General features: G+C 34.7%; 31 protein-coding genes. 16 read left to right on the top strand and 15 right to left on the bottom strand.

Annotated features, from left to right (window positions below):
- Window positions 1-142 precede the first annotated feature (142 nt).
- Window positions 143-691, bottom strand: a complete 549-nt coding sequence (locus EKM79_RS05865) for a GNAT family N-acetyltransferase (protein ID WP_125566842.1) — start codon at window positions 689-691, stop codon at window positions 143-145.
- 213 nt (window positions 692-904) lie between these two features.
- Between EKM79_RS05865 and EKM79_RS05860 the strand changes: the two genes are divergently transcribed.
- From EKM79_RS05860 to EKM79_RS05850, 3 genes are all read left to right on the top strand, one after another.
- The gene (locus tag EKM79_RS05860; protein WP_125566840.1) at window positions 905-1,330 is read left to right on the top strand and encodes a MarR family winged helix-turn-helix transcriptional regulator; all 426 of its coding nucleotides are present in this window, start codon (window positions 905-907) and stop codon (window positions 1,328-1,330) included.
- Window positions 1,331-1,341: 11 nt separating this feature from the next.
- The gene (locus EKM79_RS05855) at window positions 1,342-1,593 is read left to right on the top strand and encodes a hypothetical protein (RefSeq protein WP_125566838.1); all 252 of its coding nucleotides are present in this window, start codon (window positions 1,342-1,344) and stop codon (window positions 1,591-1,593) included.
- A gap of 127 nt (window positions 1,594-1,720) precedes the next feature.
- Entirely contained in the window at window positions 1,721-2,227 is a 507-nt protein-coding gene (locus EKM79_RS05850; RefSeq protein WP_125566836.1) for a GtrA family protein, read from the top strand.
- Window positions 2,228-2,426: 199 nt separating this feature from the next.
- Here the strand turns inward: EKM79_RS05850 and guaB are convergent, their stop codons facing one another.
- Window positions 2,427-3,905 (bottom strand): IMP dehydrogenase, encoded by a 1,479-nt coding sequence (guaB, locus tag EKM79_RS05845; protein ID WP_125566834.1) that lies wholly within the window; start codon window positions 3,903-3,905, stop codon window positions 2,427-2,429.
- A gap of 300 nt (window positions 3,906-4,205) precedes the next feature.
- Window positions 4,206-4,412: a hypothetical protein gene (locus tag EKM79_RS05840; RefSeq protein ID WP_125566832.1), complete on the bottom strand. Its 207-nt coding sequence runs from the start codon at window positions 4,410-4,412 to the stop codon at window positions 4,206-4,208.
- A gap of 147 nt (window positions 4,413-4,559) precedes the next feature.
- Between EKM79_RS05840 and EKM79_RS05835 the strand changes: the two genes are divergently transcribed.
- The 8 genes from EKM79_RS05835 (at window position 4,560) to EKM79_RS12375 (ending at window position 7,344) form a co-directional block, all read left to right on the top strand.
- Window positions 4,560-4,895: a DMT family transporter gene (locus EKM79_RS05835; protein ID WP_125566830.1), complete on the top strand. Its 336-nt coding sequence runs from the start codon at window positions 4,560-4,562 to the stop codon at window positions 4,893-4,895.
- Window positions 4,895-5,209, top strand: coding sequence for a DMT family transporter (locus EKM79_RS05830; protein ID WP_125566828.1), 315 nt, complete (start codon window positions 4,895-4,897; stop codon window positions 5,207-5,209). The genes EKM79_RS05835 and EKM79_RS05830 overlap by 1 nt, the downstream gene beginning before the upstream one ends.
- A 109-nt stretch (window positions 5,210-5,318) precedes the next feature.
- The gene (locus tag EKM79_RS05825) at window positions 5,319-5,798 is read left to right on the top strand and encodes a DUF2975 domain-containing protein (protein WP_125566826.1); all 480 of its coding nucleotides are present in this window, start codon (window positions 5,319-5,321) and stop codon (window positions 5,796-5,798) included.
- 10 nt (window positions 5,799-5,808) lie between these two features.
- Window positions 5,809-6,288: a DUF2975 domain-containing protein gene (locus EKM79_RS05820; protein WP_125566824.1), complete on the top strand. Its 480-nt coding sequence runs from the start codon at window positions 5,809-5,811 to the stop codon at window positions 6,286-6,288.
- Entirely contained in the window at window positions 6,285-6,761 is a 477-nt protein-coding gene (locus tag EKM79_RS05815; protein ID WP_125566823.1) for a DUF2975 domain-containing protein, read from the top strand. The genes EKM79_RS05820 and EKM79_RS05815 overlap by 4 nt, the downstream gene beginning before the upstream one ends.
- Entirely contained in the window at window positions 6,758-6,955 is a 198-nt protein-coding gene (locus EKM79_RS05810; RefSeq protein WP_125566821.1) for a helix-turn-helix domain-containing protein, read from the top strand. The genes EKM79_RS05815 and EKM79_RS05810 overlap by 4 nt, the downstream gene beginning before the upstream one ends.
- A 73-nt stretch (window positions 6,956-7,028) precedes the next feature.
- The gene (locus tag EKM79_RS12380) at window positions 7,029-7,187 is read left to right on the top strand and encodes a nucleoside triphosphate pyrophosphohydrolase family protein (RefSeq protein WP_246005638.1); all 159 of its coding nucleotides are present in this window, start codon (window positions 7,029-7,031) and stop codon (window positions 7,185-7,187) included.
- Between the two features lie 13 nt (window positions 7,188-7,200).
- Window positions 7,201-7,344, top strand: coding sequence for a nucleoside triphosphate pyrophosphohydrolase family protein (locus EKM79_RS12375; protein WP_246005637.1), 144 nt, complete (start codon window positions 7,201-7,203; stop codon window positions 7,342-7,344).
- Between the two features lie 23 nt (window positions 7,345-7,367).
- On the opposite strand, the gene EKM79_RS05800 is transcribed toward EKM79_RS12375, so the two are convergent.
- The 4 genes from EKM79_RS05800 to EKM79_RS05785 form a co-directional block, all read right to left on the bottom strand.
- Window positions 7,368-7,685: a hypothetical protein gene (locus EKM79_RS05800; RefSeq protein WP_125566819.1), complete on the bottom strand. Its 318-nt coding sequence runs from the start codon at window positions 7,683-7,685 to the stop codon at window positions 7,368-7,370.
- A 93-nt stretch (window positions 7,686-7,778) separates the two neighbouring features.
- Entirely contained in the window at window positions 7,779-9,026 is a 1,248-nt protein-coding gene (locus EKM79_RS05795; RefSeq protein ID WP_211331275.1) for a CD0519/CD1768 family membrane protein, read from the bottom strand.
- A 122-nt stretch (window positions 9,027-9,148) separates the two neighbouring features.
- The gene (locus tag EKM79_RS05790; RefSeq protein WP_211331274.1) at window positions 9,149-10,174 is read right to left on the bottom strand and encodes a proline racemase family protein; all 1,026 of its coding nucleotides are present in this window, start codon (window positions 10,172-10,174) and stop codon (window positions 9,149-9,151) included.
- A gap of 29 nt (window positions 10,175-10,203) precedes the next feature.
- Window positions 10,204-11,193, bottom strand: coding sequence for an ornithine cyclodeaminase family protein (locus tag EKM79_RS05785; RefSeq protein WP_125566817.1), 990 nt, complete (start codon window positions 11,191-11,193; stop codon window positions 10,204-10,206).
- Window positions 11,194-11,399: 206 nt separating this feature from the next.
- Here EKM79_RS05785 and EKM79_RS05780 point away from each other — a divergent pair, with 206 nt between their 5' ends.
- The 4 genes from EKM79_RS05780 (at window position 11,400) to EKM79_RS05765 (ending at window position 15,073) form a co-directional block, all read left to right on the top strand.
- A complete protein-coding gene (locus EKM79_RS05780) occupies window positions 11,400-12,284 on the top strand; it encodes a LysR family transcriptional regulator (RefSeq protein WP_125566815.1) in 885 nt (294 codons plus the stop codon).
- Between the two features lie 150 nt (window positions 12,285-12,434).
- The gene (locus tag EKM79_RS05775; protein WP_125566813.1) at window positions 12,435-12,806 is read left to right on the top strand and encodes a DUF1304 domain-containing protein; all 372 of its coding nucleotides are present in this window, start codon (window positions 12,435-12,437) and stop codon (window positions 12,804-12,806) included.
- Window positions 12,807-12,827: 21 nt separating this feature from the next.
- Window positions 12,828-14,435, top strand: a complete 1,608-nt coding sequence (locus tag EKM79_RS05770; RefSeq protein ID WP_125566811.1) for a putative polysaccharide biosynthesis protein — start codon at window positions 12,828-12,830, stop codon at window positions 14,433-14,435.
- 119 nt (window positions 14,436-14,554) lie between these two features.
- A complete protein-coding gene (locus EKM79_RS05765; RefSeq protein ID WP_125566810.1) occupies window positions 14,555-15,073 on the top strand; it encodes a helix-turn-helix domain-containing protein in 519 nt (172 codons plus the stop codon).
- Between the two features lie 23 nt (window positions 15,074-15,096).
- Here EKM79_RS05765 and EKM79_RS05760 read toward each other — a convergent pair whose 3' ends face one another.
- The 4 genes from EKM79_RS05760 to EKM79_RS05745 all read right to left on the bottom strand — a co-directional run bounded on the left by EKM79_RS05760 (window position 15,097) and on the right by EKM79_RS05745 (window position 21,537).
- Window positions 15,097-17,571: an SLAP domain-containing protein gene (locus tag EKM79_RS05760; RefSeq protein ID WP_125566808.1), complete on the bottom strand. Its 2,475-nt coding sequence runs from the start codon at window positions 17,569-17,571 to the stop codon at window positions 15,097-15,099.
- A gap of 165 nt (window positions 17,572-17,736) precedes the next feature.
- Complete coding sequence (locus EKM79_RS05755; protein WP_125566806.1) at window positions 17,737-19,167, bottom strand: glycoside hydrolase family 32 protein; 1,431 nt, start codon at window positions 19,165-19,167, stop codon at window positions 17,737-17,739.
- A 12-nt stretch (window positions 19,168-19,179) separates the two neighbouring features.
- On the bottom strand, window positions 19,180-20,403 hold the full coding sequence (locus EKM79_RS05750; RefSeq protein WP_125566804.1) for an MFS transporter: 1,224 nt from the start codon (window positions 20,401-20,403) through the stop codon (window positions 19,180-19,182).
- A gap of 156 nt (window positions 20,404-20,559) precedes the next feature.
- Window positions 20,560-21,537, bottom strand: coding sequence for a LacI family DNA-binding transcriptional regulator (locus EKM79_RS05745; protein WP_125566802.1), 978 nt, complete (start codon window positions 21,535-21,537; stop codon window positions 20,560-20,562).
- Between the two features lie 162 nt (window positions 21,538-21,699).
- Between EKM79_RS05745 and scrK the strand changes: the two genes are divergently transcribed.
- Window positions 21,700-22,572: a fructokinase ScrK gene (gene scrK, locus EKM79_RS05740; protein WP_125566800.1), complete on the top strand. Its 873-nt coding sequence runs from the start codon at window positions 21,700-21,702 to the stop codon at window positions 22,570-22,572.
- A 65-nt stretch (window positions 22,573-22,637) separates the two neighbouring features.
- Here scrK and EKM79_RS05735 read toward each other — a convergent pair whose 3' ends face one another.
- The 4 genes from EKM79_RS05735 to EKM79_RS05720 all read right to left on the bottom strand — a co-directional run bounded on the left by EKM79_RS05735 (window position 22,638) and on the right by EKM79_RS05720 (window position 25,490).
- Window positions 22,638-23,129 carry a hypothetical protein gene (locus EKM79_RS05735; RefSeq protein WP_125566798.1) on the bottom strand — a complete coding sequence of 164 codons (492 nt, stop codon included), beginning with the start codon at window positions 23,127-23,129 and terminating at the stop codon, window positions 22,638-22,640.
- A 98-nt stretch (window positions 23,130-23,227) separates the two neighbouring features.
- Window positions 23,228-24,142: a hypothetical protein gene (locus EKM79_RS05730; RefSeq protein ID WP_125566796.1), complete on the bottom strand. Its 915-nt coding sequence runs from the start codon at window positions 24,140-24,142 to the stop codon at window positions 23,228-23,230.
- A gap of 96 nt (window positions 24,143-24,238) precedes the next feature.
- Window positions 24,239-24,661: a GtrA family protein gene (locus EKM79_RS05725; RefSeq protein WP_125566848.1), complete on the bottom strand. Its 423-nt coding sequence runs from the start codon at window positions 24,659-24,661 to the stop codon at window positions 24,239-24,241.
- A gap of 31 nt (window positions 24,662-24,692) precedes the next feature.
- Entirely contained in the window at window positions 24,693-25,490 is a 798-nt protein-coding gene (locus tag EKM79_RS05720; protein ID WP_125566794.1) for a metal ABC transporter permease, read from the bottom strand.
- Window positions 25,491-25,503 lie beyond the last annotated feature (13 nt).

Genomic DNA, 25,503 nt, shown 5'->3' with positions numbered 1-25,503 from the left:
TAGAGTCATCATCAACTTGAATAATCAAATTGATGATGACTCTATTTTTTTATAACCAAACTTGAGAAAGAACCAAAATCGGATTACTGGAGCCTTTTGCCTTAATGCTAGAAAGCTGCACATGTTTTGTTGAAGCTCTCTTTTAGTTTGCCATTGGAAGTGATACTGGTAAGTTCAACTTCTCATAGCCGATGTTATAAACTTGTTCTTTATTACTGCTGTTTAATACTTTTACATAACCTGTTTCTTGGAATCCTGACTTCTTAATAACATGTTGCATGCCAAAATTCTCTTTGTGTGTATCAACTCGGATACCCTTAATAGTTGGATTCAATGCCAATTCATCAAGAACAGCATTGAATAACTTTGTTGATAAACCTTCTCCGCGATGATTTGCTGAAATAGCTACACGATGAAGAGCAATGTACTCTCCTTCTTCAGTCATCCATTCACCATCGAGTGTTTGATAGCTCATATCTGGACCAGGAATAGCCGAGACAGTGCCTAGGATCTCATCACCCTCAGCGAGAACAAAGTTGTACCCGTTCTTAATATCGTGAACTAGGACATCCATATTCGGATATTGTCCTCTCCATTGATTGATATTTTGGGCCGCCAGGTGAGCCTTCCCATCCAAGATTATTTGTTTAACTTGTGGTAAATCTTTCATTTCCGCATGACGTAACAACATTATTCTCACTTCTTTACTATTTATTTATCTACGTTTTGAATACTTAGATATCTAAGATTTAAAATATCGACAAGTAAAGTTATAATACCAATAGGCCTAACTGTCAAGCATTTAATGATTAAATATCTAACTATAAGAAATTTAAATTATTAAAGCCTACAATTGAGGGCATTATGCTATACTTTAACTAATTATGTAACGTCGGAGGAAATTATGGACGAGTGTGCCCAGGAAACCAATTATTTAATGCATTCAATACTTTTTAACCAACAGAGACTTTTCAACGAAAAGTCAAACAAATACGATTTAACGGTTCAACAAGCAAGAACCTTGGAATTGATTGAGAAGACACCAGGAATGATCCAGCGAGAAATTGCTGAATTCCTAAGTATCCGAGATGCCAGTGTTTCAAGTATGTTGAAGAATCTAGAACGTGACGGTTATGTTATAAGAAGACGTGACCGTCATAGTGACCGTAACAAACGTATTTTCCTAACGAATAAGGGTATGGCGATCATTAAGGAACTGGGACACCTATTTGCAGAAGTAGAAAACCAAGTAGTCGCTCCGTTATCCCAAGATGAAACAAAATCATTACTAAAATTACTAAGAAAAATGGACGCTGAAATCAGCGAATAGGAGTTTATGATATGGCCCAAAGAAGTGCTTCTTCAAAACTAAAATCTGTTTTTAATGTAACCTTTATGTTGGGATTTATTTTGTTATTCATCAAGCTAATGCTATTAGTTGTCAATCACTTCTTCAGATTAGACATCATGGCATTTACTGGAATAGCAAATATTTTGAGTAATACTCTACCAATAGCTTTAATGATTATTGGTGGTATCGGTTGGGAAATGAACACCGACAATTACGAGCAAATCAAAAAATATCGAGATTAAAAAAATGTCATCAGAAAAACTCTGATGGCATTTTTTCATTTATAAAATTTCCCTATGGTTTTGCCCTAGATTAGAAAAAAGGGTTAATATTGAAGTGTACATTCAATCATTGGGAGAAGTAATTAATATGAATAAGAAAACAGCTCTTGATAAAGAAAGTTCATTAACAAAGGTTATTGATGACATTTCGGAAGGAATTAATGATGCCGGAACTGTATTTAGTTCTGAAGAAATCGAGGTTACTAAAGACAGTACTGGTAAGGAAGCCGTTCGTTATTTACTTTGGGGACTATTATCAGTCGTCGTAAATTTTGGTACATTCTTTCTTTTGTACCATACAATTCATTTGAATTATCAATTCGCTAACATTGTCGCTTGGTTTTTAGGAGTTCAAGTCGGTTTTTGGGTTGATCGAGTTATCGTATTTCATCACAAATCAAACACTGCTTTTAAAGAAATGCTGGCCTTTTATGGTACAAGGATTTTAACCTTTTTGATCGAAACAGCCACACTTTGGGTGGGAATCTCACTTATAAGTGCTGATGGTACTGGTTCTAAAATAGTCGGTCAGGTTCTGGCAATCATCGGTAATTATGTTTTATCAAAATTCTTTATCTTCAAAAACAGAAATTAATTGAGACAAAAAAGGAACGAGAGCATGGCAAAGCACATTTAACTTCTGAGTATAACCTAAAAATACCCTCGTATTTACGTAAGTAAATGCGGGGGTATTTTTAGTTAAACGGAAGAAGTTGTGATTTACCATGCGTTTACGCTGCAAATTTAATAAATTTTATAGTTATGCCACAGCCTCGTCCTTTTTGACTTATAAATTAACGTACCGAATAGTTAGGAGCTTCTTTTGTAATAGTAACATCATGTGGATGTGATTCTTTCAATCCAGCATTTGAAATTTGTACAAATTGTGCATCTTGTAGTTCCTTCAAGTTATGTGCACCAACATAACCCATTCCTGAGCGTAGTCCACCTAACATTTGATACAGCACATCGCCAACGGCACCTTTGGCAGCAACACGGCCTTCGATACCTTCTGGAACTAGCTTATTAGCTTCATTAACACCGCTTTGGAAGTAACGATCTGATGAACCATGTGACATGGCAGCTAAACTACCCATTCCACGATAAGTCTTAAAACGACGTCCTTGATAAATTTCAAAGTCGCCAGGTGCTTCATCAGTACCAGCTAACATTGAGCCAAGCATAACGGCGTTACCACCACCAGCTAAGGCCTTGACCATATCACCAGAATACTTAATGCCACCATCGGCAATAATTGTCTTACCATATTCATGAGCAACACTTGCAGCATCATATACAGCTGTAAGTTGAGGAACACCAACACCGGCAACAATTCTAGTTGTACAAATTGAACCAGGTCCGATACCAACTTTAACAACATCTACACCAGCATCATACAATGCACGTGTACCTTCAGCTGTAGCAACATTACCAGCAATCAATGTAGCATCTGGGAACTTATCACGAATTTCTGAAATTTTGCGGAGAACACCAGCTGAATGACCATGAGCAGTATCAATAATAATTGCATCTACACCGGCATTAAGTAATGCAGTAGCACGATCAAATGTATCGCTTGTAACACCAACTGCAGCGGCTACTAACAAACGACCATATTGATCCTTAGCAGCATTAGGGAATTCTTGAACTTTTTCAATATCCTTAATTGTTACTAAGCCACCTAAACGACCATCCTTGTCGATGAGTGGTAACTTTTCAATTTTGTATTTTTGTAAAATCTTTTCGGCATCTTCCAATGAAGTACCGACTGGAGCTGTGATTAAATCATCGTGAGTCATAACAGTATCAATTTTTACTGAGTAATCATTGATAAAGCGAAGGTCACGGTTCGTAATAATTCCTACGAGTTTTAATTCTTCGGTATTAGAAACAATTGGTACACCGCTGATACGGTAAGTATGCATCAAATCCTCAGCAGCACTTACTGGAGCATCTACTGTTAAGTAGATTGGATCAATAATAACTCCGTTTTCTGAACGTTTTACTTTTAGAACTTCGTCTGCTTGTTGTTCAATAGACATATTCTTATGAATAACACCTAGACCACCTTGGCGCGCCATAGCAATTGCCATTGGTGCTTCTGTAACAGTATCCATACTTGCACTTAAGATTGGTGTGTTCAACTTAATATTTTTTGCTAGTTGAACAGATAGATCAACCTCGTTTGGTAGAACGTGACTTTCTGCAGGTATCAATAAAACGTCATCAAAAGTGAATCCCTTTTTATCAAATTTTGTTTCCCATGCCGACATGAATGAGCCTCCTATTTTTGTTTTCCCTATCATATAGTATATAGGTAAAATTTATAAACATGGTAGCTGATTTTCACAAGTTAGTCAATTAAACCGGGTCAGTATTATTAATTATTGTGAAATAATAAAAAAGCTTATCGTTATAACGATAAACTAGTCCATTTTAACGGCTACAACATCGTAGCTCCAAATATTTTTCTTTTTTAAATAAAATTTGAACGCTCTCTTACCTAAGCAAAGATGATATTTAATTAACTTGCCATCTCTTTCAATCTGCTCATTAATTCTATACAAATGATGCTAATGATTTTTTATTAAATAGTTTTCTGTTTCTGAATTCATGGCTACTCTTGATATTTCACGATGATCTACCAACAAAGAATTGCATGCCAAAATCATTCTTCTACGCAACAGGTCATTGATAATTAATGCTAAAATGATCCCGACGAGTATAAGTAAGAAGAATCCGCCATATATGCTAAATAATTCAACGTTTACCCTATTCATTCTCATCAACTACTTTATTATATTAATTTAAATTATCGTATCACGTTACTATTTTTTTTATCAATTTTTACGCTCAAATTGCGATTGACTAATAGTACATATCCAGTAAATTAGTTATTATCACAAAATTATTTCGAGGTGACAATTATGTCCAGAAGTTGGTTTGAAATTTTCATCGGCGCTCTATTAGAAGTCGTCTGGGTATCCGCAATGAAACACGAGCACTCTTTACTATCTGCAGTTGTTGTAATTGCAATTTTAATCTTCAGTTTTTACTTAATGATCGATGCCAGCAAGAACATCCCTGCCGGCACTACCTACGCCGTATACGTGGGACTTGGATCACTATTCGTAGTGCTTGCAGGCGTTATGATTTATCGTGAACCATTCAGTTGGCCCAAACTATTCTTCATCCTATTATTGACTATTGGTGTTATTGGCTTGAAAGTCGTTACTGACATCGAAGAAAGACAGGCACATTAATGGACTGGATATTTTTAATATTAGCTGGATGTGGAGAGATGTCTGGAGTAACTGCTCTAGGATTTTATTCTGCGACTAAAAAGAAACTAGCACTTGTTTCAATGGTTACTTCATTTATATTTAGTTTTTCATTTTTATATTTATCACTTCAAACTATTCCAATGTCAATTGGCTACTCTATCTGGACTGGTATTGGCGCCGCAGGTGGTTCATTGATGAACATGTGGCTCTTCAATGAATCCAAAAGTTTTAAACGCTTTTTCTTTATATTTTTAATTATAGTTTCAGTCATCGGGTTAAAGTTTGTCAGTTAAGTCATCTTATCAAAGATGGCTTTTTTTATTGTATTTTAATAAATATTTATCGATAATCGATAAATTTGTGCTATACTCAATTTACAAATTATTCTGAGGTGTTTCAAAAATGAAAAAAGAAACTATCTTTTTAAAAATAACTATTTATGTAATGGCGCTTGCAATGTTAGCTGTATGTGTAATCGTTGCTCCACATTATCTAATTGGAGCTAACAATTTACTACCCAATAAGCCTGCTTTAACAGTACTTTTAGGGATTGGACTTTATGTTACAGCACTTTTATTCTACTTAGTTCTATATCAAGCTCTCAAACTACTGAATTTGATCGACCATAATAGTGCTTTCTCCAAGAAATCAGTAACCGCACTAAAAAACATAAAACACTTTGCGTATGCAATGTGCATAATCTATATTCTAGAATCACCAGTCTTCTATATCTTTGCAGAAAAAGACGATGCACCCGGAGTTATTCTAGTCTGCGCAGTATTAGCTGGAGCCTCGTTAGTAATTGCTATATTTGCTAGTATGCTACAGAAGCTATTACACCAAGCTATTGAAATAAAGTCTGAGAACGACCTAACTATCTAAGGAGGTCACTATGAAAATATTAACGATATTTTTGAGATTTATCCTATTACTCATCATTTTAATGTTAAGTCACTTTACAATTTATTTTTTCCCATCACTATTGGGCTGGATGTCTGACAATGGATCTAACAAATTTATTCTAACCAGTTTCGGATTCTTCCTTTTTTCATCCGCTATCTTTTCTTATGCAATAATTTTCTTTGCTTGGCGTTTGATCTATTTAGTTGATCACAATCGGATTTTTTCTAACTCAGGAACCTTCGCACTTAGAATGATTCAATACGCTTTTTATTACATTGCTATAGACTATCTAATCTCTTTCTTTGATATTGGCGAACTAGCTAATATTGAACAGGCCCCTGCACCATTCACAGCCCAAATATTCATCATAGTTTTTGCGACTTCAATGGGATTATTCGTTAATTTACTTCAAAGAATCAATCAACGCGTCGTTTCATCCCAAACTAGTGCCAAGAAGGAGTTATCATGAAAAAACTAACTATCTCCTTGCGTTTAGTCCTTTGCATAATATTGTTATTATTAACATTAGTCTGCATATACCTATTTCCCAACTTAATTGGATGGAATGTTCAACCTGAAATCCCCACGATGTATAAAATTTTATTCGGAATTGGATTATATTTATCAGGTATCCTTTCGTATGTAATTATTTACTTTTCATGGAGACTGCTACATTTGGTTGATCATAATAATTTATTCTCACAATCCGGTATTTTTTCATTAAAAATGGTACGAAATTTATTTTATACAATTTCAATTTTATATATTCTCATGTTCCCATTATTCACAGTTATCGACTCAGATGACTGCTCACCCATTGGTATTCTAATGGAATTGTTCCTGATCATGTTAGGGCTAATGGTAGGTGCATTCGTTCACGTCCTACAAAAAATTTCACAACAACTAATAAATTCTAAAAAAGAAACCGAGTTATCAATATGATTGTAATTAATTTAGACGTTATGTTAGCTAAAAGAAAAATGAGTTTAACAGAATTGTCACAGGAAGTTGGAGTTACCATAGCCAACTTATCTATCCTCAAAAATGGTAAAGCCAAGGCGATTAGATTCTCAACTCTAGAGGCAATTTGTAAAGCATTAGATTGCCAACCTGGAGATATTCTAGAGTACAAATAAGAGCTCTAGACCAATAATTATGGTAAAATCTCCTTACAGACTACTTATGTAGTTCGTTTTAGGGGGAATATATATGAAAAAACTAGTCCGTGATAAAGTACCAGAAATCGTTGGTGAAAAGGCAGAGTTTGACGTCTTATCAAATGACGAATATCGAACGTCGCTCCGCGACAAATTAGTTGAAGAAGCCATAGAAGTTAAAGCTGCTGATACCCGCGCAAACCCTTGTTGAAGAGTTGGGGGACTTGGAAGAAGTTATACGCGCAATATTAGACGATGCCTCAATAAACTACGAAGAAATGGACAGTATTCGTCAGTCCAAGGTTATGCAACGTGGTAAGTTTGATGAAAAATACGTAATGACAATTAAAGATGATAATGAAAAATGAGATTGCAAATTGCAATCTCATTTTTATATTTTAATAAAGTCATCTAAAAAGTTTTTTAACTCTCTATTTTTATCAGGTTCCTTTAAAACTATTTGTATATATTCAATTGTTCCATTTTCCAATAAGCTTGTAGTAACAGAATAATTGACTGAAAATTGACCTAAAAAATCAAAAATCTTAACTATCTTATTTACATTCGAAGGATCTATATTTAATGCCAGTGAGTAACCATAAAATTGTCCGTCAACTACTTCAGGGCTGTATTCTGAAATAGAAAAGATAGTATCTTTAGATGTAAGGAATATCAACATACTGAGTAATTGATCCTTCATAGACTTCATAAATATGCTCCCTCATTATTTACTTTGATCTAATTATCTCAAAAATTATCCATATTCAAAAATTTATATATTTATAAGAAATTGAAAACTAGTTCAGGAAATGGATTGCAATATTATCCACACATAGTTAGCTAATATTCCAGCGATGATTCCTCCCAAAAATTGAGTGGCCATTGCTTTTGTTGTAATATCGCGTAACTTCAACGAATCGGTCATACTAGGATGCGTTGCTAAGAAGCCAGACCAACAGTACCCCATTGCCACATATACAGTCATATCATGAGCACTCATCAACCCATTGTTAGCCATCGATGTTGCTCCGGCCAATGATGCACCTACCGCCCCTAGAGAAGTAAGAGGCAAGCCGATAACGTCGTTATTATTAAAACCAAATAATGGATGCAATATAAATGAAATCTTTTCTCCTATCCATGGCAGCAGACCAACTCCTTCATATGCATGCCCCAGATAAACAGCATGATGATTAACCATTGTAGGACCATTAGTAAGCATCATTACAAAAGTACAAAAAATTAAAATACCAGGGATAACTGACAACCCCAGATTAACACCTGCTTTACCCCCATCAAAAGTTGCGTTCAAGCCGCGTTGAAAAGCATTCCCATCTCTAATAACTCTTTTACCGGCTGGAACATCATAACTTTTTGAACTTAGGTATTTGTCTTCAACAATTGCTGTTTCTCCATACATTTTTTTGGCAATTAGTAAGAGTAATCGTGTGCTGACTAAACCACCAATAATGGCGCATATAAATCCAATTAACAGGCTTAAACTAAACTTTCCACCTTGAATCCCCAAAATACCACCGAGCATGATAATTCCCATACCAAATGTGGTACCAAAGTTAACCATGGTAGCCCATTGGTATTTTTTGAAATATTTTGCATACGCTGGATCTTGAGCGATTGGTACGATTGCAGGATTATCAGAAAAAAATGTAGCGATTAAACCTAAAGCGGAAGCTCCTGGCAAGCCAAATAACGGCTTCATTATGGGGGAAATTAACCGGTTTAATAGTGCAGTAACGCCAAATTCAGAGAAAACTGATGAAATGGCACCAGCCAAAACAGCGACCCCCATAATATAAAAGGCAGTATTTAATAGTAAATCATGGGCAGTTTTCATCATAGTACTAAACATAGGACCAATACCCATGACTGAACCGAAACCAACTAATAATACTAAAATGAACGACAAGCAAAGCCAGGTTCCTTTAGAGAGTTCTTTTGTATATCTTGGTTGTGACCTCTTATTAGAAGTAACATTAAATTTTGCTTTTTTTGAAATAACTGACTTTGATGTAGCGGAATGTTGAATCATAAGACCACCTCAATCTATAAATAAAAATACCAATCATGCCAAAACCGATATTTTTTCAGTAGAAGACTTGATTGGTATTTTGATTGTTGCGAAAAATTGTGCCGAAAATTTCTGACTACATATTAGTTACCAGTGATTCGGAAGCCTTCGGGAAGAGGATCTTTTGGATCAAGGACAAGATTATTAAAACCAGTTATGTGTGCATTTCCAGAAACTTCAGTAATAACTGCTGGATATTTACCTTCAGTTGTTTCGGAAATAATTTTTCCTTCCATAGGAGTATTGATAATACTATCATTTACCAAAATTTGATCTTTTTTGAGTTCACCTTTTGCATAATGAAGTGCAACACGGCCACCAGTACCAGTACCTGTAGGACTTCTATCAATTTGTCCTTCAGCAAAGATACATACGTTTCGTGTGTACGCCTTTCCGTCGTCACCTTCAGTAATCGGATCGTAGAAAATAGTACCATAAAGCCAATTAATTCCTGGATTTGTTGGATGATTAAAAGTATGAGTTGCAGCAACTTTTTCTTTAATTTCAGTTCCAATTTTAACAAAGTCATCAGCGTGATCAGGTTCAACTTTCATACCTAATTGTGAGGCATCCACATATACATAGAAAGCCCCACCATAAGCAATATCTCCAGTAATCTCAACATAACCATCAACATCGACCTTAACATCTGGCTCGTATAAGAAGCAGGGTACATTTTGGAAGCTAACATGCTGAACTTCATCATTTTTTACTTCAACAAAGGCAGTAATTCTACCAGCTGGTGCATCTAGTTTAATAACATTTCTACCTTCATGATGAGGAACCCAGCCCATTTCAACAGCGGTTTTAGCAATGGCAATTGTTGCATGTCCACACATAGAACTTAATCCCTCATTATGCGTGAATAATACTGAAAAATCAGCATCTGGAGTTACTTTATCGCAAAGAATAGCTCCATACATACCACTATGCCCACGTGGCTCAAACATAATTAATTTACGGTAATTATCCAAATGATCCAAAACATACTGACGTTTCTTTAAAATAGTATCGCCCGGAATAGGGGGAAAACCAGATGTAACGATTCTAGTTGGTTCTCCACCAGTCGAGACATCAACGCATTGAATATAGTGTGTAAAATTCATCATAATTTGTCGCTCCCTTTTACTTAATTATTTTAATTGGCCCAATTAGTACCAACCTTTTTTTGAACTGCTTTATCATAGATTGACTTAGCGGTTATTAGATCTTGAGCTGCAATTCCGACAGTTTCAAAGAAGATAATCTCTGAATCACTTTGCCGACCAGCTAATTCACCGGAAATAACTTTACCAAGTTCACCAGTAAACTTAGACTGAGTAATTTCTTTTTTACGTAGCGGTATCAAAATATCACCAGCCTCTGATAATACGGCGTCCTGAGAATCAAAATAAATCTTATCAGCGCGCTGTACTAGTTCAGATGGAGTTTCTTGCATTTGTGGTTGATAAGAACCTACTCCACAAATCGTAGCTCCTGGTTTTACTAACGTACCATCATATACAGGGCGCTTTGAAGGCGTAACTGAAATAATGATATCTGCATCAGTAATTGCCATATTTGCTGTTGGAACAGCAGTAATTGTTGTCTTGTAAGATTCCAGTTTTTCCGTCATCTCTGCTGCAAATTCTTTAGCACGACTATAATCGAGATCACTAACCTGAACTTCATCTAAATGACGAGAAATAAGCATTGCTTCTAATTGCGTAGCTGCTTGACCACCAGTTCCAATTAGAGCACCCTTATGACATTGTGATTTAGCAAGCTTTTCAATTGCTACTCCCGAAGCGGCTCCTGTTCTAAGTTGAGTTAAATAGTTACCATCTAAAATAGCATTGATAGCACCACTTTCAGTATCGATATTTAATACTTGAGCATTAATGGAAGATTCACCACGATTGATATTTTCAGGAAAAACATTTAAAACTTTTACACATGAAGCGTTATAACTTTCACATAATGCTGGCATACACAAATAACTTCCTGAATTTGCATGATTCTTTATTTGAGTTCGTAAAGGCACTTCCACCTTATTAGTTGAAAATAATTTAAAAGCATCTTCAACCGCTTTTATACAATCCGTTAAGGAATAACAGGCTTGAATATCAGATTTGGAGAGTAATAACATAAGTAACCTCCTTCGCTTCTATGGAAAACGTATCTATTCTTGAACAAGAAAAACGTTTCAATACAATACCGGTATTTGCTTGTGAACTTCTTGTCATGTAGAGACTATCACGTAGAGATAACTTATTAAAATCGAATAACTGAAAGGGGTTATCAAACTTTTTGATAACGTATAAAATAGAAAGTAAATAGCTGGGGGATGACAAAATGAAAATCTCGGATTGGCAAGTTTTTTTAACAATAGAGAATTATCGAAGCATCAATTTAGCAGCCGAAAAGTTGAATTTAAGTCAGTCAGGAACAAGTTACATTTTGAAGACACTCGAAGAACAGACAGGCTTTCCATTATTTATCAGATCACCAAAGGGAGTCACGCTTACAAAAGAAGGTGAACTCATCTTAAAACCTGTCCAACAATTAGTTAAACAGGCAAGTGAATTATCAAAGCAATGCAAAAGAATAAACGGCTTGTCAGAAGGAATATTGCGTATCGGAACATTTGCTAGCTTAGCAACTAGTATTCTACCGGCCATTATTGAACGTTTTAATGCTGATTATCCTAATATAAAAATAGAGGTAATTGAGGGTTCAAGTTCAAATGTCGAAAATAACTTACTGAAGAGAAACATTGATTTAGCCTTTACAAGTTATCGTAAGAGGCCTGATTATTTATGGTTGGACTTAGTTCATGACTACTTAAAAGCAATTATCCCTGAAAGTGAAGGGTCATTAGTTGGAGAAAACGTACCTTTACAATATTTTGAAACTAGTCCTGTAATAAACTCAGACAGTGATTATGAATATGATGTCAGTAGAATTCTAAAGGACATGGATATTAAACTTCAAAATATAATTTTGACATCAAAAGATGAAGCAACAATATTAGCTCTAGTTCGACAAGATTTAGGAGCTAGTTTACTTTTTGAAAAAGTCATCGCTACACAGAACACCGAGGGAGTTTTAGTCAGAAACACCAATCCTATACTGTACCGTAGACTGGGTGTTGCTTATTCTGCAAAAAATGATTTATCACCAGCAACTAAACAATTTATTGAATATATAAAAGCAGCTGTCACTAAACATAACGAATAAAAAGTACTTTTTAATGAGAGCAGATAAACATTACTCATCAAACTATCAATTCAAAATCCTCTTTTTCTTTAGACATTTTGATGTAACATTGTGAAGACAATCAAAACAGTTTATTATAGTAGACATACCCTAAGAGGAGGGGAATCATTCATGGAAATTCTTACACTATTTCTAGTGGCATTGGTTGCACTAGAACATATTGGAATTGCTATTCTAGAAATATTTGCGGCACCTGAAAAACAAGCAGCCGCCTTCGATATGCCATTGGACTTTGTAAAACAAAAAAACGCTCAAACAGCTTTATCTAATCAAGGAATATATAACGGAATGTTAGGTATACTGATCCTAGCAATGATATTATTCTTTACTGGTTCAGTTCTAAAAACTATCATGATCCTATTGATGATCTATATTATTATCGTTGCTGTTTATGGTGCTTTTACTGCCACTAAAAAAATCCTTTATCTTCAAGGATTACCCGCATTGATTGCATTGATCTTCGTACTAATATTTTATAAATAGTAATAGATAGGAAACTTATTAATGAAAAAAGATTCACTACTAAAAAGTTCGCTTTGGATTTCAATATCCGGTATATTCTCAAGAATTCTAGCAGTTATCTACATCATTCCTTGGAATATCTGGATTGGTCCAGTCGCATTAGGAGCTGCCAATGCGTTATACGGAAAGGTTTATAACATTTATAACCTCTTCCTGATAATAGCTACAGCTGGTATTCCATCAGCCATTTCTAAAGAAGTAGCAGCTCACAATGCTTTAGGCCGTTATGACCAAAGTGAAAAATTACTTAAAAAATACACTTTTTATATGACATTGGTTGGTGTGGTACTAGCCGGCTTCATGTTCTTTGGTGCTAAATACGTTGCTATTATATTTGCGGCTGGAGACATGCGTGTCGTTACACCAATCAAATATTTGAGTGTTGCAATTTTGATTATTCCTGCACTAGGAATTATGCGTGGATATATTCAGGGTTATGCCTTCATCTCGTTTTCTGCCTTTTCACAGGTTATTGAGCAAATTGCTCGTGTAGCCTACATGCTATACGCAACTTATACAATTATGATTATGCAAAAGGGTAGTTATATGAGTGCCGTTAACCAATCAACTTTTGCTTCATTTATTGGTGCAACCCTAGCTTACGCATTTTTAATTTGGATGCGATTCAGGGTGCGTAAATCCATTCCTGCAGAAGATATTAAAACTTCAGCCGAGGTACCAGATAGTGAACTAACACAAGTAAACTTTGGTTCCATGTTAAAATCAGCGATTCCATTCTTATTAGTTGATACTATCATGACCGTGCTTCAGTTATTTGACCAAACTAGTTTCGTCTTAATCTATCAAAACGTTTTACACGCTAGCCAACATACAATTGATAACTTATATTCAATGTTTGGCTTCCAAGCTAATAAGTTAATCATGGTTTTAGTATCACTTGCCATTTCCGTTTCAGCTTCTATCATCCCTGCTTTGTCAGCGTTGATAAGTCGTAAGTCTAAGTTTGAAGAAATCCAAAAACTGCTCAGAAATATGGTGCAATTTACGGTATTTATAATCTTACCTGCTACCTTTGGAATGATTGGAATCGGTCGTCATTTATGGACAGCCTTTTATATTCCAAGTAACTTAGGTACTGAAATTTTGGCAGTATCATGTATTGAAGCATTCTTCTATTGCGTATTCATGATTCTAGAAAACGTCCTTCAAGTTGATAATAAAACTAAAACATCCATGATATTTTTAGCCCTAGCATATTTGATCAAAGTCGTTCTCCAGTACCCACTAACTATTTACATGGGCGCTTTTGGACCGGTCGTTGCTACTACTATTGCATTCATGATCATGGGACACTTTGCCTTTCGTATTATCAACAAAGAATACAAAATCGTTGATAAGTCATTGGCAATCAAGTTGTTAAAAGTCGTAATCGATTCAACAGTTATGTTAGTAATCGTCTATGGCGCAGATGTATTATTATCCAGATTCATCAACGGACAAACAAAGATCGGTGCCGCTATTATACTATCGATATGCGCGGTGATTGGAATGATCATCTACGGTATCCTTGCCTATAAAGATGGCTCAATGAAGATTCTTAAAGAGATTCGCGGAACTGATATTTATTAAAGTAAACCTTCGGGTTTATTTTTTTATCGTTATAACGATTGAATAGAATTAACTTTCTATAGGATTTATGTCAATTTTAAGTTAATTTAAATGTAGCGAATACATAGGAGAATTACATTATGGAAATCAGTCAATTGTTAAAAGACAAACGCAAGCAACTTAATATGACTCAAGCGGATTTGGCTAAGTCATTATATGTCTCTGTACGCTCCATATCTAATTGGGAAACCGGTAAAACAACTCCTGACATTGACAGCCTAATACAACTGGCAAAACTTTACGGCATTTCCTTAGACGACTTGCTACTCAATAATTCCAAAGTTGTTAACAACATAAAGAAACAAGCTCAACTTAGTTTAATGAATAAATATCTGGCTGTTACTTTTATCACTTTCTTATCATTCATTTTTATTCTGGGAAGTACAGGATTATATGGTGATCTAGCATTACCCGTTTATATCGTTGTTTGTATTGGAGCACTTGGTAATATTTTCTCGATGGTTTATTTCTTAGATCAAATTAATACTTTAGAAAATAAATCTGAAAAAGAACTATTTAAAAGCTCTATAAAATGGACTTTATTAGGATTCATTGTAGTTATTATCAGCATCATTATTATTGTTATGATTAAATACTAAAAAAACAGCCATCTGGCTGTTTTTTAATTTACTTGAATCCATTCATTTGCAGCAACACGATACATTTTTACATTATTAATTGTCGCAACCCTGTCAATCTTGTAAGCACCAGCAGATAAAGTCCTAATACGATTACCGCGTTCATCGTAAATTGTAGTCCCCGAAGTATTTACAACGGTTGTTACTGGTTGATACTCTAATACATCCGAATCCTTGACCCACTCATTTGTAGCTACACGATAGTATTTTTGACCATCAAAATATGCATAGCGGTCAGTCAACCAATCTGTTCTTGCTTGTAACGCTCTATTAACCATTTTTCCATTATGGTGCGTCAATAACTTATAACTATCAGAGTACGTATAAACTTGAGACATGTTATCTGTATACAGATAAATGTCCTTTTCGTTTACCCATTCATCGGAACCTACACGATAGTATACTTCTCCACCGATATTCATCCGTTTATCTGTTACCCAATTACTATATTCTGATAGAGATCTTGATAAGGTTTTTCCAGACGAATTTACTATCGTTACATTTTTATTTTTAATAGATAGTTTTTGATTTATTTTGACAACATCAGAAGTATCACCACCACTATTGTGATGTGATGATGAACCACCACCTCCAGAATGTGTGTCGCCAGTTGAATCCTTATTAACCGTAACATTTAAAACAAGAGTTTCAGCATCACTAGTTGCATCCACTCCAGCTGGTAAACCACTCATTTTATAACCACTAGGTAATTGAATGATTTGATCAATACTTGTATTATCAGTTTTTGGAGCGGCTTCCATTGAACTGCTTACCTTATTCCCATTATCATCAAGATAGTTTATTTTAACTTGAGTTGGTTTCTCATTATAAATTGCGGTAACAACAAATTCGGTATGCAAATTATTCTCCACAAACCCATCATATATACCAGCATTCAGAACTTTTATCAAATCACTTACGTTTGCACTTGTGTATCCTTCTCCGTATAAAGTAGAGTAATAATTCAAATCTGAGCTCTCGAGATTGATTATGTTATAAGTAGATTCATCCGTATTTATAGTGTACTTATCGTTAGTAGCTTTAGAGACAATTTGATAAATTCCATTTTGCGGACTCATATAGGTACTTTCATCGGCAATTACTAGATCACCGATTTTTTGAATAATTCTATATAAGACTCCTTTATCCGATACTAATACGTTATATCCTGTATTAGTTTTAATGATTTTCATATTTTGAAGATCATTAAATTTACCATCACCTTGCGACGAAATATCAGCTACTTTATCAGGAGTTAAATTAGAATCATAACTGGTCATACTATAGACAACTTTTCCATCGCTACCAACATAGTTAACAATTGGATAAGTTTCGTCATCTTTAGAATAGACCATCACGACCCTGCTGACATCGGTATTTACGCTTCCATCGTTATTCCACTTCATAACATAACTAGACGCATCTTTTTGAAATGTATATCCATCGATTGGTTTAACATACTTATCGTAATCAGGATGTATTATATTACCTTTACCATCATCATTAATAATAGCTTTGTTTTTTCCTTCAAAATTACCGATGGAATTACCATCAGTATCCTGATACATAACTGGCACTGGTTCTTCGAAATATAAATAAACGAGAAAATCAAAAATACCAGAGTTAACTGATAGATAATAATTATAGTACGATGAAACAGTAATATCATCAGGAGCATTCTGTAACTCGACTTGACTACTACCATTATTATATCCAACTAATATCTTACTTGGCTTTTGTCCATTCAATCTGTAAAAATGATTAACATTTTTACTTACTTCTTTAATATTAAATGTATCTCCCGCATATACTTTTCTACCTGGTGGATCACTATTTTCCAGAGAAGTTGAATGTACTTCGGTTGCCTCTAAAAATTTCCCGTTAGAATACGAAACAGCGTTTATCAATGCCATCTTACTTACCACATTAAAATAATAATCACTGATATTTTTTTGAACACTCAAAGATTGATTATAAAGATCATCATACATTATCTTATCGCCAGAAAAATTATAATCATCTGAATTCAACTGATCCCCAACTTTCTTTACACCTGAAAAAAGGCAAATTGGATTACCATATACATCTTTCACAATATTTCCATTCTGGTTCTTTAAATATACATTAACCTGTTGTTCATCAGGATCAGTTTCATCTGGTGAATTATTTTGTACATCATCTTGTGTATTAACGTTATTTTGCACACTTGGTTCCGATTGAGAATCGTTATTCTGTGTGTCATTTTGAACATTAATCGGATCAGAATCTGGTGTAGTAGTACCACCGTTTGAATCATCCGTACTATCTAACTGACTAGCTTTTGTTGTACTATTTTGAACATCAGAATCACTTACAGCATTGTTATTCTGAAAATCTTCTGCTTTAACTTGAGTATAATCTATCCCTCCAAAAAGCATTGCTGAAAAAAGGGATATACCTACAATATTCCACTTTTTCATTTTGATATCCTCCCATCGATATACACCTTTATAATATCACCTGTGACGAATTTCACAATAGTTGTTTATACATTTACCTGTTTATTTATAGAAAACTATCTTTAAATAAATGACAAAAAGAGGCTTATATTCATTGTTTGAATATACAAGCCTCTTTAATAAAAATTAATATTTCACAGCATGAGAATCTAATTGATAAATATCATAATTTGCTGTTACAGAACCGTCAGATACTAGGTTGAACTTCAAAGTATCTTCACTATAAATACGTTCAGTGAATGTTGCTTCTCCATCGTTAATAAATATTTCAACTGAACTAGTATCTACTAATATATGTAACTTAATTTTATTAGTAGAATGTATTATTGCCTCTCTAATACCATCATTTTCTGGACGTTCAGCTGAAACGTGGTTATTTTTCTTAGAATATTTGAATTCCAAAGCCTTAGTATTATTAGAATCTGTTAAGACAAAACCGACTTCACTCGACTTATTAAGATCTAACTCGACTAATGCTTCATATTGTTTACTACTAAAATCTAAAGGATATTCTCCATCAATATTTGAAGCACCCTTAAGTAATTCTTCAGTACGAAGCAGTTTCAGCTCAGATACTGGATTCATATATAATCTGTCATTTTTCAAAGTTAATTCTCTAGGAAAAATCAACGCACCTGACCATCCATCTTGCTTTTCAGGAAACTCACTTCCCCACATGTCCATCCAACCGAACAAAAGTCTACGTCCATCAGGAGCCATAGTAGTTTGAGTAGCATAAAAATCATGACCATTATCTAATTCTTGGAAATTACTACGTTCAAATCTATTGTCAGTATAGCTAAAATTACCTGTCACATAACCTGTTTCATTTTCATTGTTGTAATGAATGCCGTCAGACTCAACACCTTGGGGTGACATCAATAATACTTGTTTGTCACCCAATGTGAAGAAGTCCGGACACTCCCACATGTAGCCTTCTTTTTTGAGATCATTAGATTTAGCAATTGGTCCCAGATACTTCCAGTCAATCAAGTTAATTGATTTATAAAGTAGCACTCGACCCAAATTATCATTACCTTGACTACCTAAAATTAGATACCAATTACCATTGTCATACCAGACCTTTGAATCCCTGAAGTGTTGTGTATTGTCTTCTGGAGCATGAGCAATTATGGGATTATTTTCATATTTTTTAAAATGTATTCCATCCTCACTGATAGCCAAATTTTGATTTTGCCAAAAATGATCCGGATTATCATCTCCAGGATAATAATGATGTCCTGTATAGATTAAGTACATTTTACCGTCGTGGACAACAGCACTACCTGAGAAACAACCATTTTCGTCTTCGGTATCACCTGGCTTCAATGCTATTGGTAATGTTTCCCAATGAACCAAGTCTTTACTACGAGCGTGTCCCCAATGCATCGGACCCCATTCTGCGGCGAATGGATAGTGTTGATAAAAGATGTGATAATATCCTTTGAAATAACAAAATCCGTTAGGATCGTTGATCCAACCAGATTTCGCTGCAACATGATATCCTAAGCGGTAACGATTATTCGTTACTTCAATCGGTTTTAATATTGTTTGCATAATAATCTCCTGTTAAGCGTGACCTATTTGTGATGTATCGATTTCTTGTTCGTTTGATTTTTTTAAAGTAAATACTGCTAATGTAGCGAATACAAATACGAATATTCCTAAATATAGATATGTTGTCTTGAATCCCATTTGGTCATATAACTTTCCAACCAATGAAGATAAGATAATAGTTCCAATTTGACCTGAAAATTGATATCCAACTAAGTAAAGAATTGATGATAATCTCGATTCAAAGTTGGCATCAAGATACTTAAATACAGAAACAAGTAAAATTGGTAATTCAATTGAGTGAATTAATTTCATCATTGAGATTAAAATTGGGCCATTAACAATTCCTGAACCGGTAATACGAAATGCCATTAAGAAACCAGCTAATAGCAATGAGTTTCTAGCACCCAACTTATTAACAATCTTAGGTGCAAGGAACATCATTCCCGCCTCCAAGAAAACTTGGAACGAATTTAGATAACCAAACATTAAGTTACCTTCCTTGATGGTGTTAAACTGCTCGGCAAAATATCTGGGAAATTGTTGATCGTATACTCCGTAGACGCAAGTTACACCTAAAACGAAGATAATAAAGAACCAAAAGTCTTTCATTTTGAACAAATTGAATACATCGGCAACCTTAACTGATTGAGCCTTTTTAACTTCAACATATGAAATTTCAATTCTAAGAGATAGCATAATAACAAACATAATAATTGCGGCAATAGATGCAATCCAAAAATTATAATTAGGATTAATGTTAAACAATTGTCCGGCAAAGAATGTAGCAGCTGCCCAACCTAATGAACCCCACATACGGGCACGGCCATACTCGAAATCATACTTACGACTTATTTTTTCAACATAAGATTCAATTGCACCACATGATGCCAAATAACCAATTCCTAAGAACAGACCTCCGACTATCGAACCAAGTAAAACGTTATATTTTAACAATGGACCATAGACATAAATAAAAAATGGACCAGTAAAAATCAAAATCCCACTTAAACCAATTAGTAAGTTCTTACGAACACCTAACTTATCAGAAATAAATCCATAAAGAGGTTGCATTACTAAGGTAAAACCAGCGTTAATACCAAAAATCAATCCTGTAGCAGCACCATTCAAGTGGATTTCTTGACCTAACCAAATGGCAAACAATGAATAACAAGCAGACCAACTAACGAAGAAGAAGAAAAAGAATGCACTGAGCTTAAAGTAAACTTGTTTTCTCATAATAGCTCTCCTAATTTATTTTATATTAACCGGTTGACATATATTTACTAAAACGTTTTCAAAAAGTATTGTAATCGCTATCACATTTTATGTCAACCGGTTATCATAAAATTGCAAAAAAATAGTTAGGAAATAATTCCCTAACCTTATCGTCCTCTATACTGACGTTCCATGCCAAATCTTTACAGGTACTATTTGTTCCAAAGGCGTATCTTCACCATTTATCCTAGTAATCAAGGTACTTACTGCCATCTTAGCCATTTCTTCTACTGGTTGTTCAATGGTAGTTAGCTCTGGTAGAAGAACCCTAGTAATATTAGCCCCATCATATCCGACAATTTTTAAATCATCTGGTACTTTATACCCCAACTCGGTGGCAGTCCGCCAAACTAATGCAGCATCCATATCGTTAGTTACAAAAATACCGTCCATTTCTGGATATTTAGCAAACATTTCTTTAACTGCTTGCTTTTTCTTTTTTATATCCCAACTGAAATCCACTAGATAAGTGTGAGGAACCATATTATGTGACTTCATAACCTCTTCATAAGCATCTCTTCTTCGGTGCGCTGGGGTCTCCAAATTAATGGGACCATCTGTATTCATAATGTGCTTAGCACCACTATTTATCAACAACTCAGTGGCTAACTTACCACCCATGTAGTTATCTGAAGCAATAACTGGAATATCCTCATTCATAACACGATCAATTGCAACAACTGGTAAATTGGCTTTGTGATACTCATCAATTCCACGGTTTTGAGCTCCAACTATCAGACCGTCAACTTGATTAGAAATTAATTCTTTTAAGTACATTTCTTCTTTTGCTGGATCATTCATCGAATTACCAATTAATACTTTGAATCCAGAGTCAAACAGACGTTTCTCCAATTCTGCCACCAATTGACCAAAGAATGGATTATCAACAGTAGGAAATATCAGACCAACTAACTTTGTCTCTTTTTTATAAAGTTGCCGTGCTACGGCATTAGGTTGATAATTTAACGATTCCATTGCATCATGAACTTTTTTTATTGTTTTTTCACTCAAATATCCACGGTTATTCAGTACTCGTGAAACCGTAGTTTTTGAAACTCCCGCAACCCTTGCTACATCATCTATTTTGACTACCATTTAAATCCACCTATATCCTTGATTCTGATAAATCCATTATACAGTAATACTATGTTTTTTAACTCAATCTGAAATAATTGCAATTGACGGTCAGTTTTCATAATGGTATCTTAAATCATCGAAAGCGATTGCAGAATTTTTCAAATATGGGAGGAAACTAAATTGCTAGTTGGAAGTATTGAAGCAGGTGGAACAAAATTCGTTTGTGCTGTGGGTGACGAAGACTATCGTATCAAGGATAGTACCAACTTCCCGACAACAACACCAGAAGAAACTTTACGAAAAACAATTGATTATTTTAAACAATTCGACATTGAAGCATTAGGAATTGCTTCTTTTGGACCTATCGAATTACGTAAAAATTCACCAAAATTTGGTTATATAACATCAACACCAAAACCAGGTTGGCAAGATACCGACTTCGTTGGTACTTTAAAGAAAGAAATTGATGTACCCATGTTTTGGACAACTGACGTTAATGGATCAGCTTACGGTGAATATGTTATGTCGACTCTTTCCAACGAAAAGATCGACTCATTAGTTTATTACACTATTGGAACTGGTGTCGGTGCCGGAGCTATTTCTGATGGTAAATTTATCGGCGGTATGGGACACCCTGAAATGGGCCATACACTACTCAAACGCCACCCTGATGACCTAGACTTTAAGGGAGTATGTCCTTTCCACGGTGACTGTCTAGAAGGATTAGTTGCTGGACCAACTTTTGACGCTCGACTTGGCAAACCTGGTAAAGACGTACCTTTGACTGATCACACTTGGGACATTATGGCTTACTACGTAGCGCAAGCAGCAATTCAATCCACACTGATCCTTCGCCCAGACAAAATCGTCTTTGGTGGTGGAGTTGTTAGTGAACCATTTTTGGTTAAAGTCAGAGAGCAATTCAAGACATTATTGAATGATTATGTTGTAGTACCAGAATTAGACAAGTACATTACTATGCCAATTGTTAAAAACAATGGATCTGCAACTCTTGGTGACTTTGCCCTAGCTATTCGTGAATTACAAGAATAATATTTATATAAATAAAACCCATGATAAGAAATCTCTTATCATGGGCTTTTTAATTCCGTTTATTATTAAATACAACTTTGAGCAAATATCATGGCACGGTCAAAAGTAGGATTATCTACGGTGTCATACCAAGATACATCGACAAAGACACTGTCCTTATCCCCCTTGGTAATTAAAACTCCACTTTTCGAAGTGATGCCAATACTTGGATCCATAACCTTTTTACCCGTTATAACGCTTATATCATTAATATCATGGTAGTCTATTCTTCTTAATACAAAAGACTTAGGATTAAAAATCAACTTTATTCTACTTTGCCAATTACAAATATCATAGTATTCAACACCATGTAAATTAACATTTAAGTAACTGATCATCTTCGGTAGATAGAATGGAAAAATAACTAAAGTCAGCAAAGTAAATCCGACAACTGCAATAACAGAACTAATCCAGGTTAAATCCGTTATAACGAACGATATCATAAATATCAAAATTGAAATAAGTACTGAACTTTTTAATAATTCATAAGATTGTTTCTTTCCAAAACTCCATCCCATGGCGTCCACCTACTCACATATTTTGATATCATTATTTAATAATTTAATTAATATATCAAAATATTGAACGTGAATATGAAAGACGTATGGTATATGTATTAGTTATCTTCTGGATTACCTGGATATACTGATCCATCTGGATAAACTGTCCAATTGTATGGATAATAGTTCACGTCACTACCTTCAACAGGTACAGCAATTCTTACCCAATAAGCCATTCCATCAACACTTGTATCGTACATACCAGGATTGTAAGTATATTGAGCCCCATCTGTTGAACCGGTAACTTCATCCGCGGACCCATTCTGCTTCTCCACCAAAGCTACGGCATCCTTTTCGCTGAGAATTAACGTTCTATTAAAATTTGTTCCACTCGAAGAACTATCCTCATCAGCATCACTTTGGGAATCATCGCTATCAGAACTATCGTTACCATATATTCCATTATTATAATCATCGGCTTTTTGCTTATCCCACGCATCTCTACGTACAAAGAACTTTTTATAATCACTTATCAAAGCCTTATTGGACAAATTACTTGAGTCGAACTCTTTTTGGTTTTGTTCTACATAAGCCAACTTAAAGTCAGGATTATCATAAACAAATAATCCAGGTTCCTCAAAGAACGAATTATCAACTTTAGTAAATAAATTTTTGATACTCATTCCTTTGCTAGGAGATATCGTTACAAGCCCATTTTTACTGGATTTCACATCTCTTGAACCTCTAAATATAAACTTACTTTGATCAAAGCTAACTTTTTTATTAGTTTGATTATCTATATCAACACTAACTACTCCATCAGAATTACTATCTAGATAATATTTGAAATTAAATTTAACTTTACTAAGATCCGTTTTAGACAATTTATCATAGGCCTTTGTATCAACCTTTTTAGCGTGACTAACTGGCTCCGACGTATGTTTCGTACTCTTATTATTTGAACTCGAACAGCCCGAAACCACTAGTAATAATGCCATTAACGTTACAAATAAAATTCCTCTTTTTTTCATTCACAATCCCCCCGTATCAACGGAATTAATGGTATTACTACACTCTAAATTTGACAACAAAAAAATAGACATACACGGCATTGCTGCCATGTATGTCTATTTACCATCTAACTTTTCTCTTTTACGGAAAATAATAAATTTACTAAAAATATAATTTAATACAACTACAAAGACATTCGCAAACAATTTTACAATCATATCATTAATGTGTAACAACGATACACCTATTGTCATTGTTCCTTGATCGATGATCCAAGAGCCTCCACGGAACAGGAAGAATGATCCCATTTCTAATAGAAAGGCCTTCATAGTATCAGTATGTGAATCAAATACCCATAATTTGTTAGTCACATATGCAAAGACGACTGACAGTAAATAAGCAAATGCATTGGCTAGTTGGTAATTCCATCCTGCAATGTAGGTGAAGAACCAAAATCCAACGTAATTTACTACTGTTGTTAAAACACCGAATATCAAGTATGGTATCGCATCTTTATATTTATTCCATAATTCTCTCATATCCATAATAAATAGTTCTCCTGTGAACGCTCTAGTGATTTAGTTTCCAATTCTTATAAGTTAATCCCAAGAAATAGGCGATAACTTCAAAAGAGGAGATAAAGAATGTAACTGGCCAATTGGTAATAAAGGCCAAGTACAATCCTAACCATACACCAGCTAGCGATAAACCAACTGAAACCATAATTAACTTAGGAACTGAGTGTACCAGATATTTTGCCGTAGCGCCAGGTAGCGTTAATAAGATAAAGACTAAAAGTGAACCAACAATCTGAGCTCCAATACTAACACTCAAGGCTAACGTTACAAGAAATGCTATTGAGAGCATACGAGTTGGCAACCCTGCCGATCTAGCACCTATATGGTCAAATGAATCAAATGCCAATGGCTTATAAAAAATAATAAAAACAAAAATTACAACTAATGCCAATATCATTAACTGATGCACTTCTTTAGAACTGATTCCAACGATACTACCGAATAAAATATTAGTTGCGTAGCTGCTCGACTCTGATGATAAGGATAGGAACAAAATTCCTAAACCAATAAATAATGAAGATATTGCACTAATCGAAGCCTCACGTCGTGACGACTCAGAACTCAGTGAACCAACAGCAATCGAACTCACCATAGTGAAGATTATCATCCCCGCTAAAGGTGATATTCCAATTAAAATACCGAACGAAGCACCAGCAAATCCGATTTCAGAAAGTGTGTGTGATAAAAATGACATATTTCTAGAAACTACGAAAACACCGACTAACCCAGCCGTTATAGCGATAAAAGTACTAGCTATAAAAGCTTCTCTCATAAACTCATATCCAAACATAATTTACTCCACC

This window comes from Companilactobacillus insicii (genome assembly GCF_003946015.1).
GTDB classification, from domain to species: domain Bacteria; phylum Bacillota; class Bacilli; order Lactobacillales; family Lactobacillaceae; genus Companilactobacillus; species Companilactobacillus insicii.
The sequence above is the reverse complement of the archived record's forward strand: the minus strand, read 5'-3'. Positions and strand labels throughout refer to the sequence as shown.

Excerpts from the sequence above, each read along its gene's own strand:
- guaB (WP_125566834.1), bottom strand. The coding sequence starts at position 3,905 with ATGTCGGCATGGGAAACAAAATTTGATAAAAAGGGATTCACTTTTGAT.
- EKM79_RS05785 (WP_125566817.1), bottom strand. The coding sequence starts at position 11,193 with ATGTTATTACTCTCCAAATCTGATATTCAAGCCTGTTATTCCTTAACG.
- EKM79_RS05815 (WP_125566823.1), top strand. The coding sequence starts at position 6,285 with ATGAAAAAACTAACTATCTCCTTGCGTTTAGTCCTTTGCATAATATTG.
- EKM79_RS05830 (WP_125566828.1), top strand. The coding sequence starts at position 4,895 with ATGGACTGGATATTTTTAATATTAGCTGGATGTGGAGAGATGTCTGGA.
- EKM79_RS05865 (WP_125566842.1), bottom strand. The coding sequence starts at position 691 with ATGTTGTTACGTCATGCGGAAATGAAAGATTTACCACAAGTTAAACAA.
- EKM79_RS05820 (WP_125566824.1), top strand. The coding sequence starts at position 5,809 with ATGAAAATATTAACGATATTTTTGAGATTTATCCTATTACTCATCATT.
- EKM79_RS05745 (WP_125566802.1), bottom strand. The coding sequence starts at position 21,537 with ATGGTAGTCAAAATAGATGATGTAGCAAGGGTTGCGGGAGTTTCAAAA.
- EKM79_RS05730 (WP_125566796.1), bottom strand. The coding sequence starts at position 24,142 with ATGAAAAAAAGAGGAATTTTATTTGTAACGTTAATGGCATTATTACTA.
- EKM79_RS05750 (WP_125566804.1), bottom strand. The coding sequence starts at position 20,403 with ATGAGAAAACAAGTTTACTTTAAGCTCAGTGCATTCTTTTTCTTCTTC.
- EKM79_RS05725 (WP_125566848.1), bottom strand. The coding sequence starts at position 24,661 with ATGAGAGAATTATGGAATAAATATAAAGATGCGATACCATACTTGATA.
- EKM79_RS05825 (WP_125566826.1), top strand. The coding sequence starts at position 5,319 with ATGAAAAAAGAAACTATCTTTTTAAAAATAACTATTTATGTAATGGCG.
- EKM79_RS05810 (WP_125566821.1), top strand. The coding sequence starts at position 6,758 with ATGATTGTAATTAATTTAGACGTTATGTTAGCTAAAAGAAAAATGAGT.
- EKM79_RS05720 (WP_125566794.1), bottom strand. The coding sequence starts at position 25,490 with ATGTTTGGATATGAGTTTATGAGAGAAGCTTTTATAGCTAGTACTTTT.
- EKM79_RS05760 (WP_125566808.1), bottom strand. The coding sequence starts at position 17,571 with ATGAAAAAGTGGAATATTGTAGGTATATCCCTTTTTTCAGCAATGCTT.
- EKM79_RS05765 (WP_125566810.1), top strand. The coding sequence starts at position 14,555 with ATGGAAATCAGTCAATTGTTAAAAGACAAACGCAAGCAACTTAATATG.
- EKM79_RS12380 (WP_246005638.1), top strand. The coding sequence starts at position 7,029 with ATGAAAAAACTAGTCCGTGATAAAGTACCAGAAATCGTTGGTGAAAAG.
- EKM79_RS05755 (WP_125566806.1), bottom strand. The coding sequence starts at position 19,167 with ATGCAAACAATATTAAAACCGATTGAAGTAACGAATAATCGTTACCGC.
- EKM79_RS05835 (WP_125566830.1), top strand. The coding sequence starts at position 4,560 with ATGTCCAGAAGTTGGTTTGAAATTTTCATCGGCGCTCTATTAGAAGTC.
- EKM79_RS05735 (WP_125566798.1), bottom strand. The coding sequence starts at position 23,129 with ATGGGATGGAGTTTTGGAAAGAAACAATCTTATGAATTATTAAAAAGT.
- EKM79_RS05800 (WP_125566819.1), bottom strand. The coding sequence starts at position 7,685 with ATGAAGTCTATGAAGGATCAATTACTCAGTATGTTGATATTCCTTACA.
- EKM79_RS05775 (WP_125566813.1), top strand. The coding sequence starts at position 12,435 with ATGGAAATTCTTACACTATTTCTAGTGGCATTGGTTGCACTAGAACAT.
- EKM79_RS05790 (WP_211331274.1), bottom strand. The coding sequence starts at position 10,174 with ATGATGAATTTTACACACTATATTCAATGCGTTGATGTCTCGACTGGT.
- EKM79_RS05855 (WP_125566838.1), top strand. The coding sequence starts at position 1,342 with ATGGCCCAAAGAAGTGCTTCTTCAAAACTAAAATCTGTTTTTAATGTA.
- EKM79_RS05780 (WP_125566815.1), top strand. The coding sequence starts at position 11,400 with ATGAAAATCTCGGATTGGCAAGTTTTTTTAACAATAGAGAATTATCGA.
- EKM79_RS05850 (WP_125566836.1), top strand. The coding sequence starts at position 1,721 with ATGAATAAGAAAACAGCTCTTGATAAAGAAAGTTCATTAACAAAGGTT.
- EKM79_RS05840 (WP_125566832.1), bottom strand. The coding sequence starts at position 4,412 with ATGAATAGGGTAAACGTTGAATTATTTAGCATATATGGCGGATTCTTC.
- EKM79_RS05795 (WP_211331275.1), bottom strand. The coding sequence starts at position 9,026 with ATGATTCAACATTCCGCTACATCAAAGTCAGTTATTTCAAAAAAAGCA.
- EKM79_RS05860 (WP_125566840.1), top strand. The coding sequence starts at position 905 with ATGGACGAGTGTGCCCAGGAAACCAATTATTTAATGCATTCAATACTT.
- EKM79_RS05770 (WP_125566811.1), top strand. The coding sequence starts at position 12,828 with ATGAAAAAAGATTCACTACTAAAAAGTTCGCTTTGGATTTCAATATCC.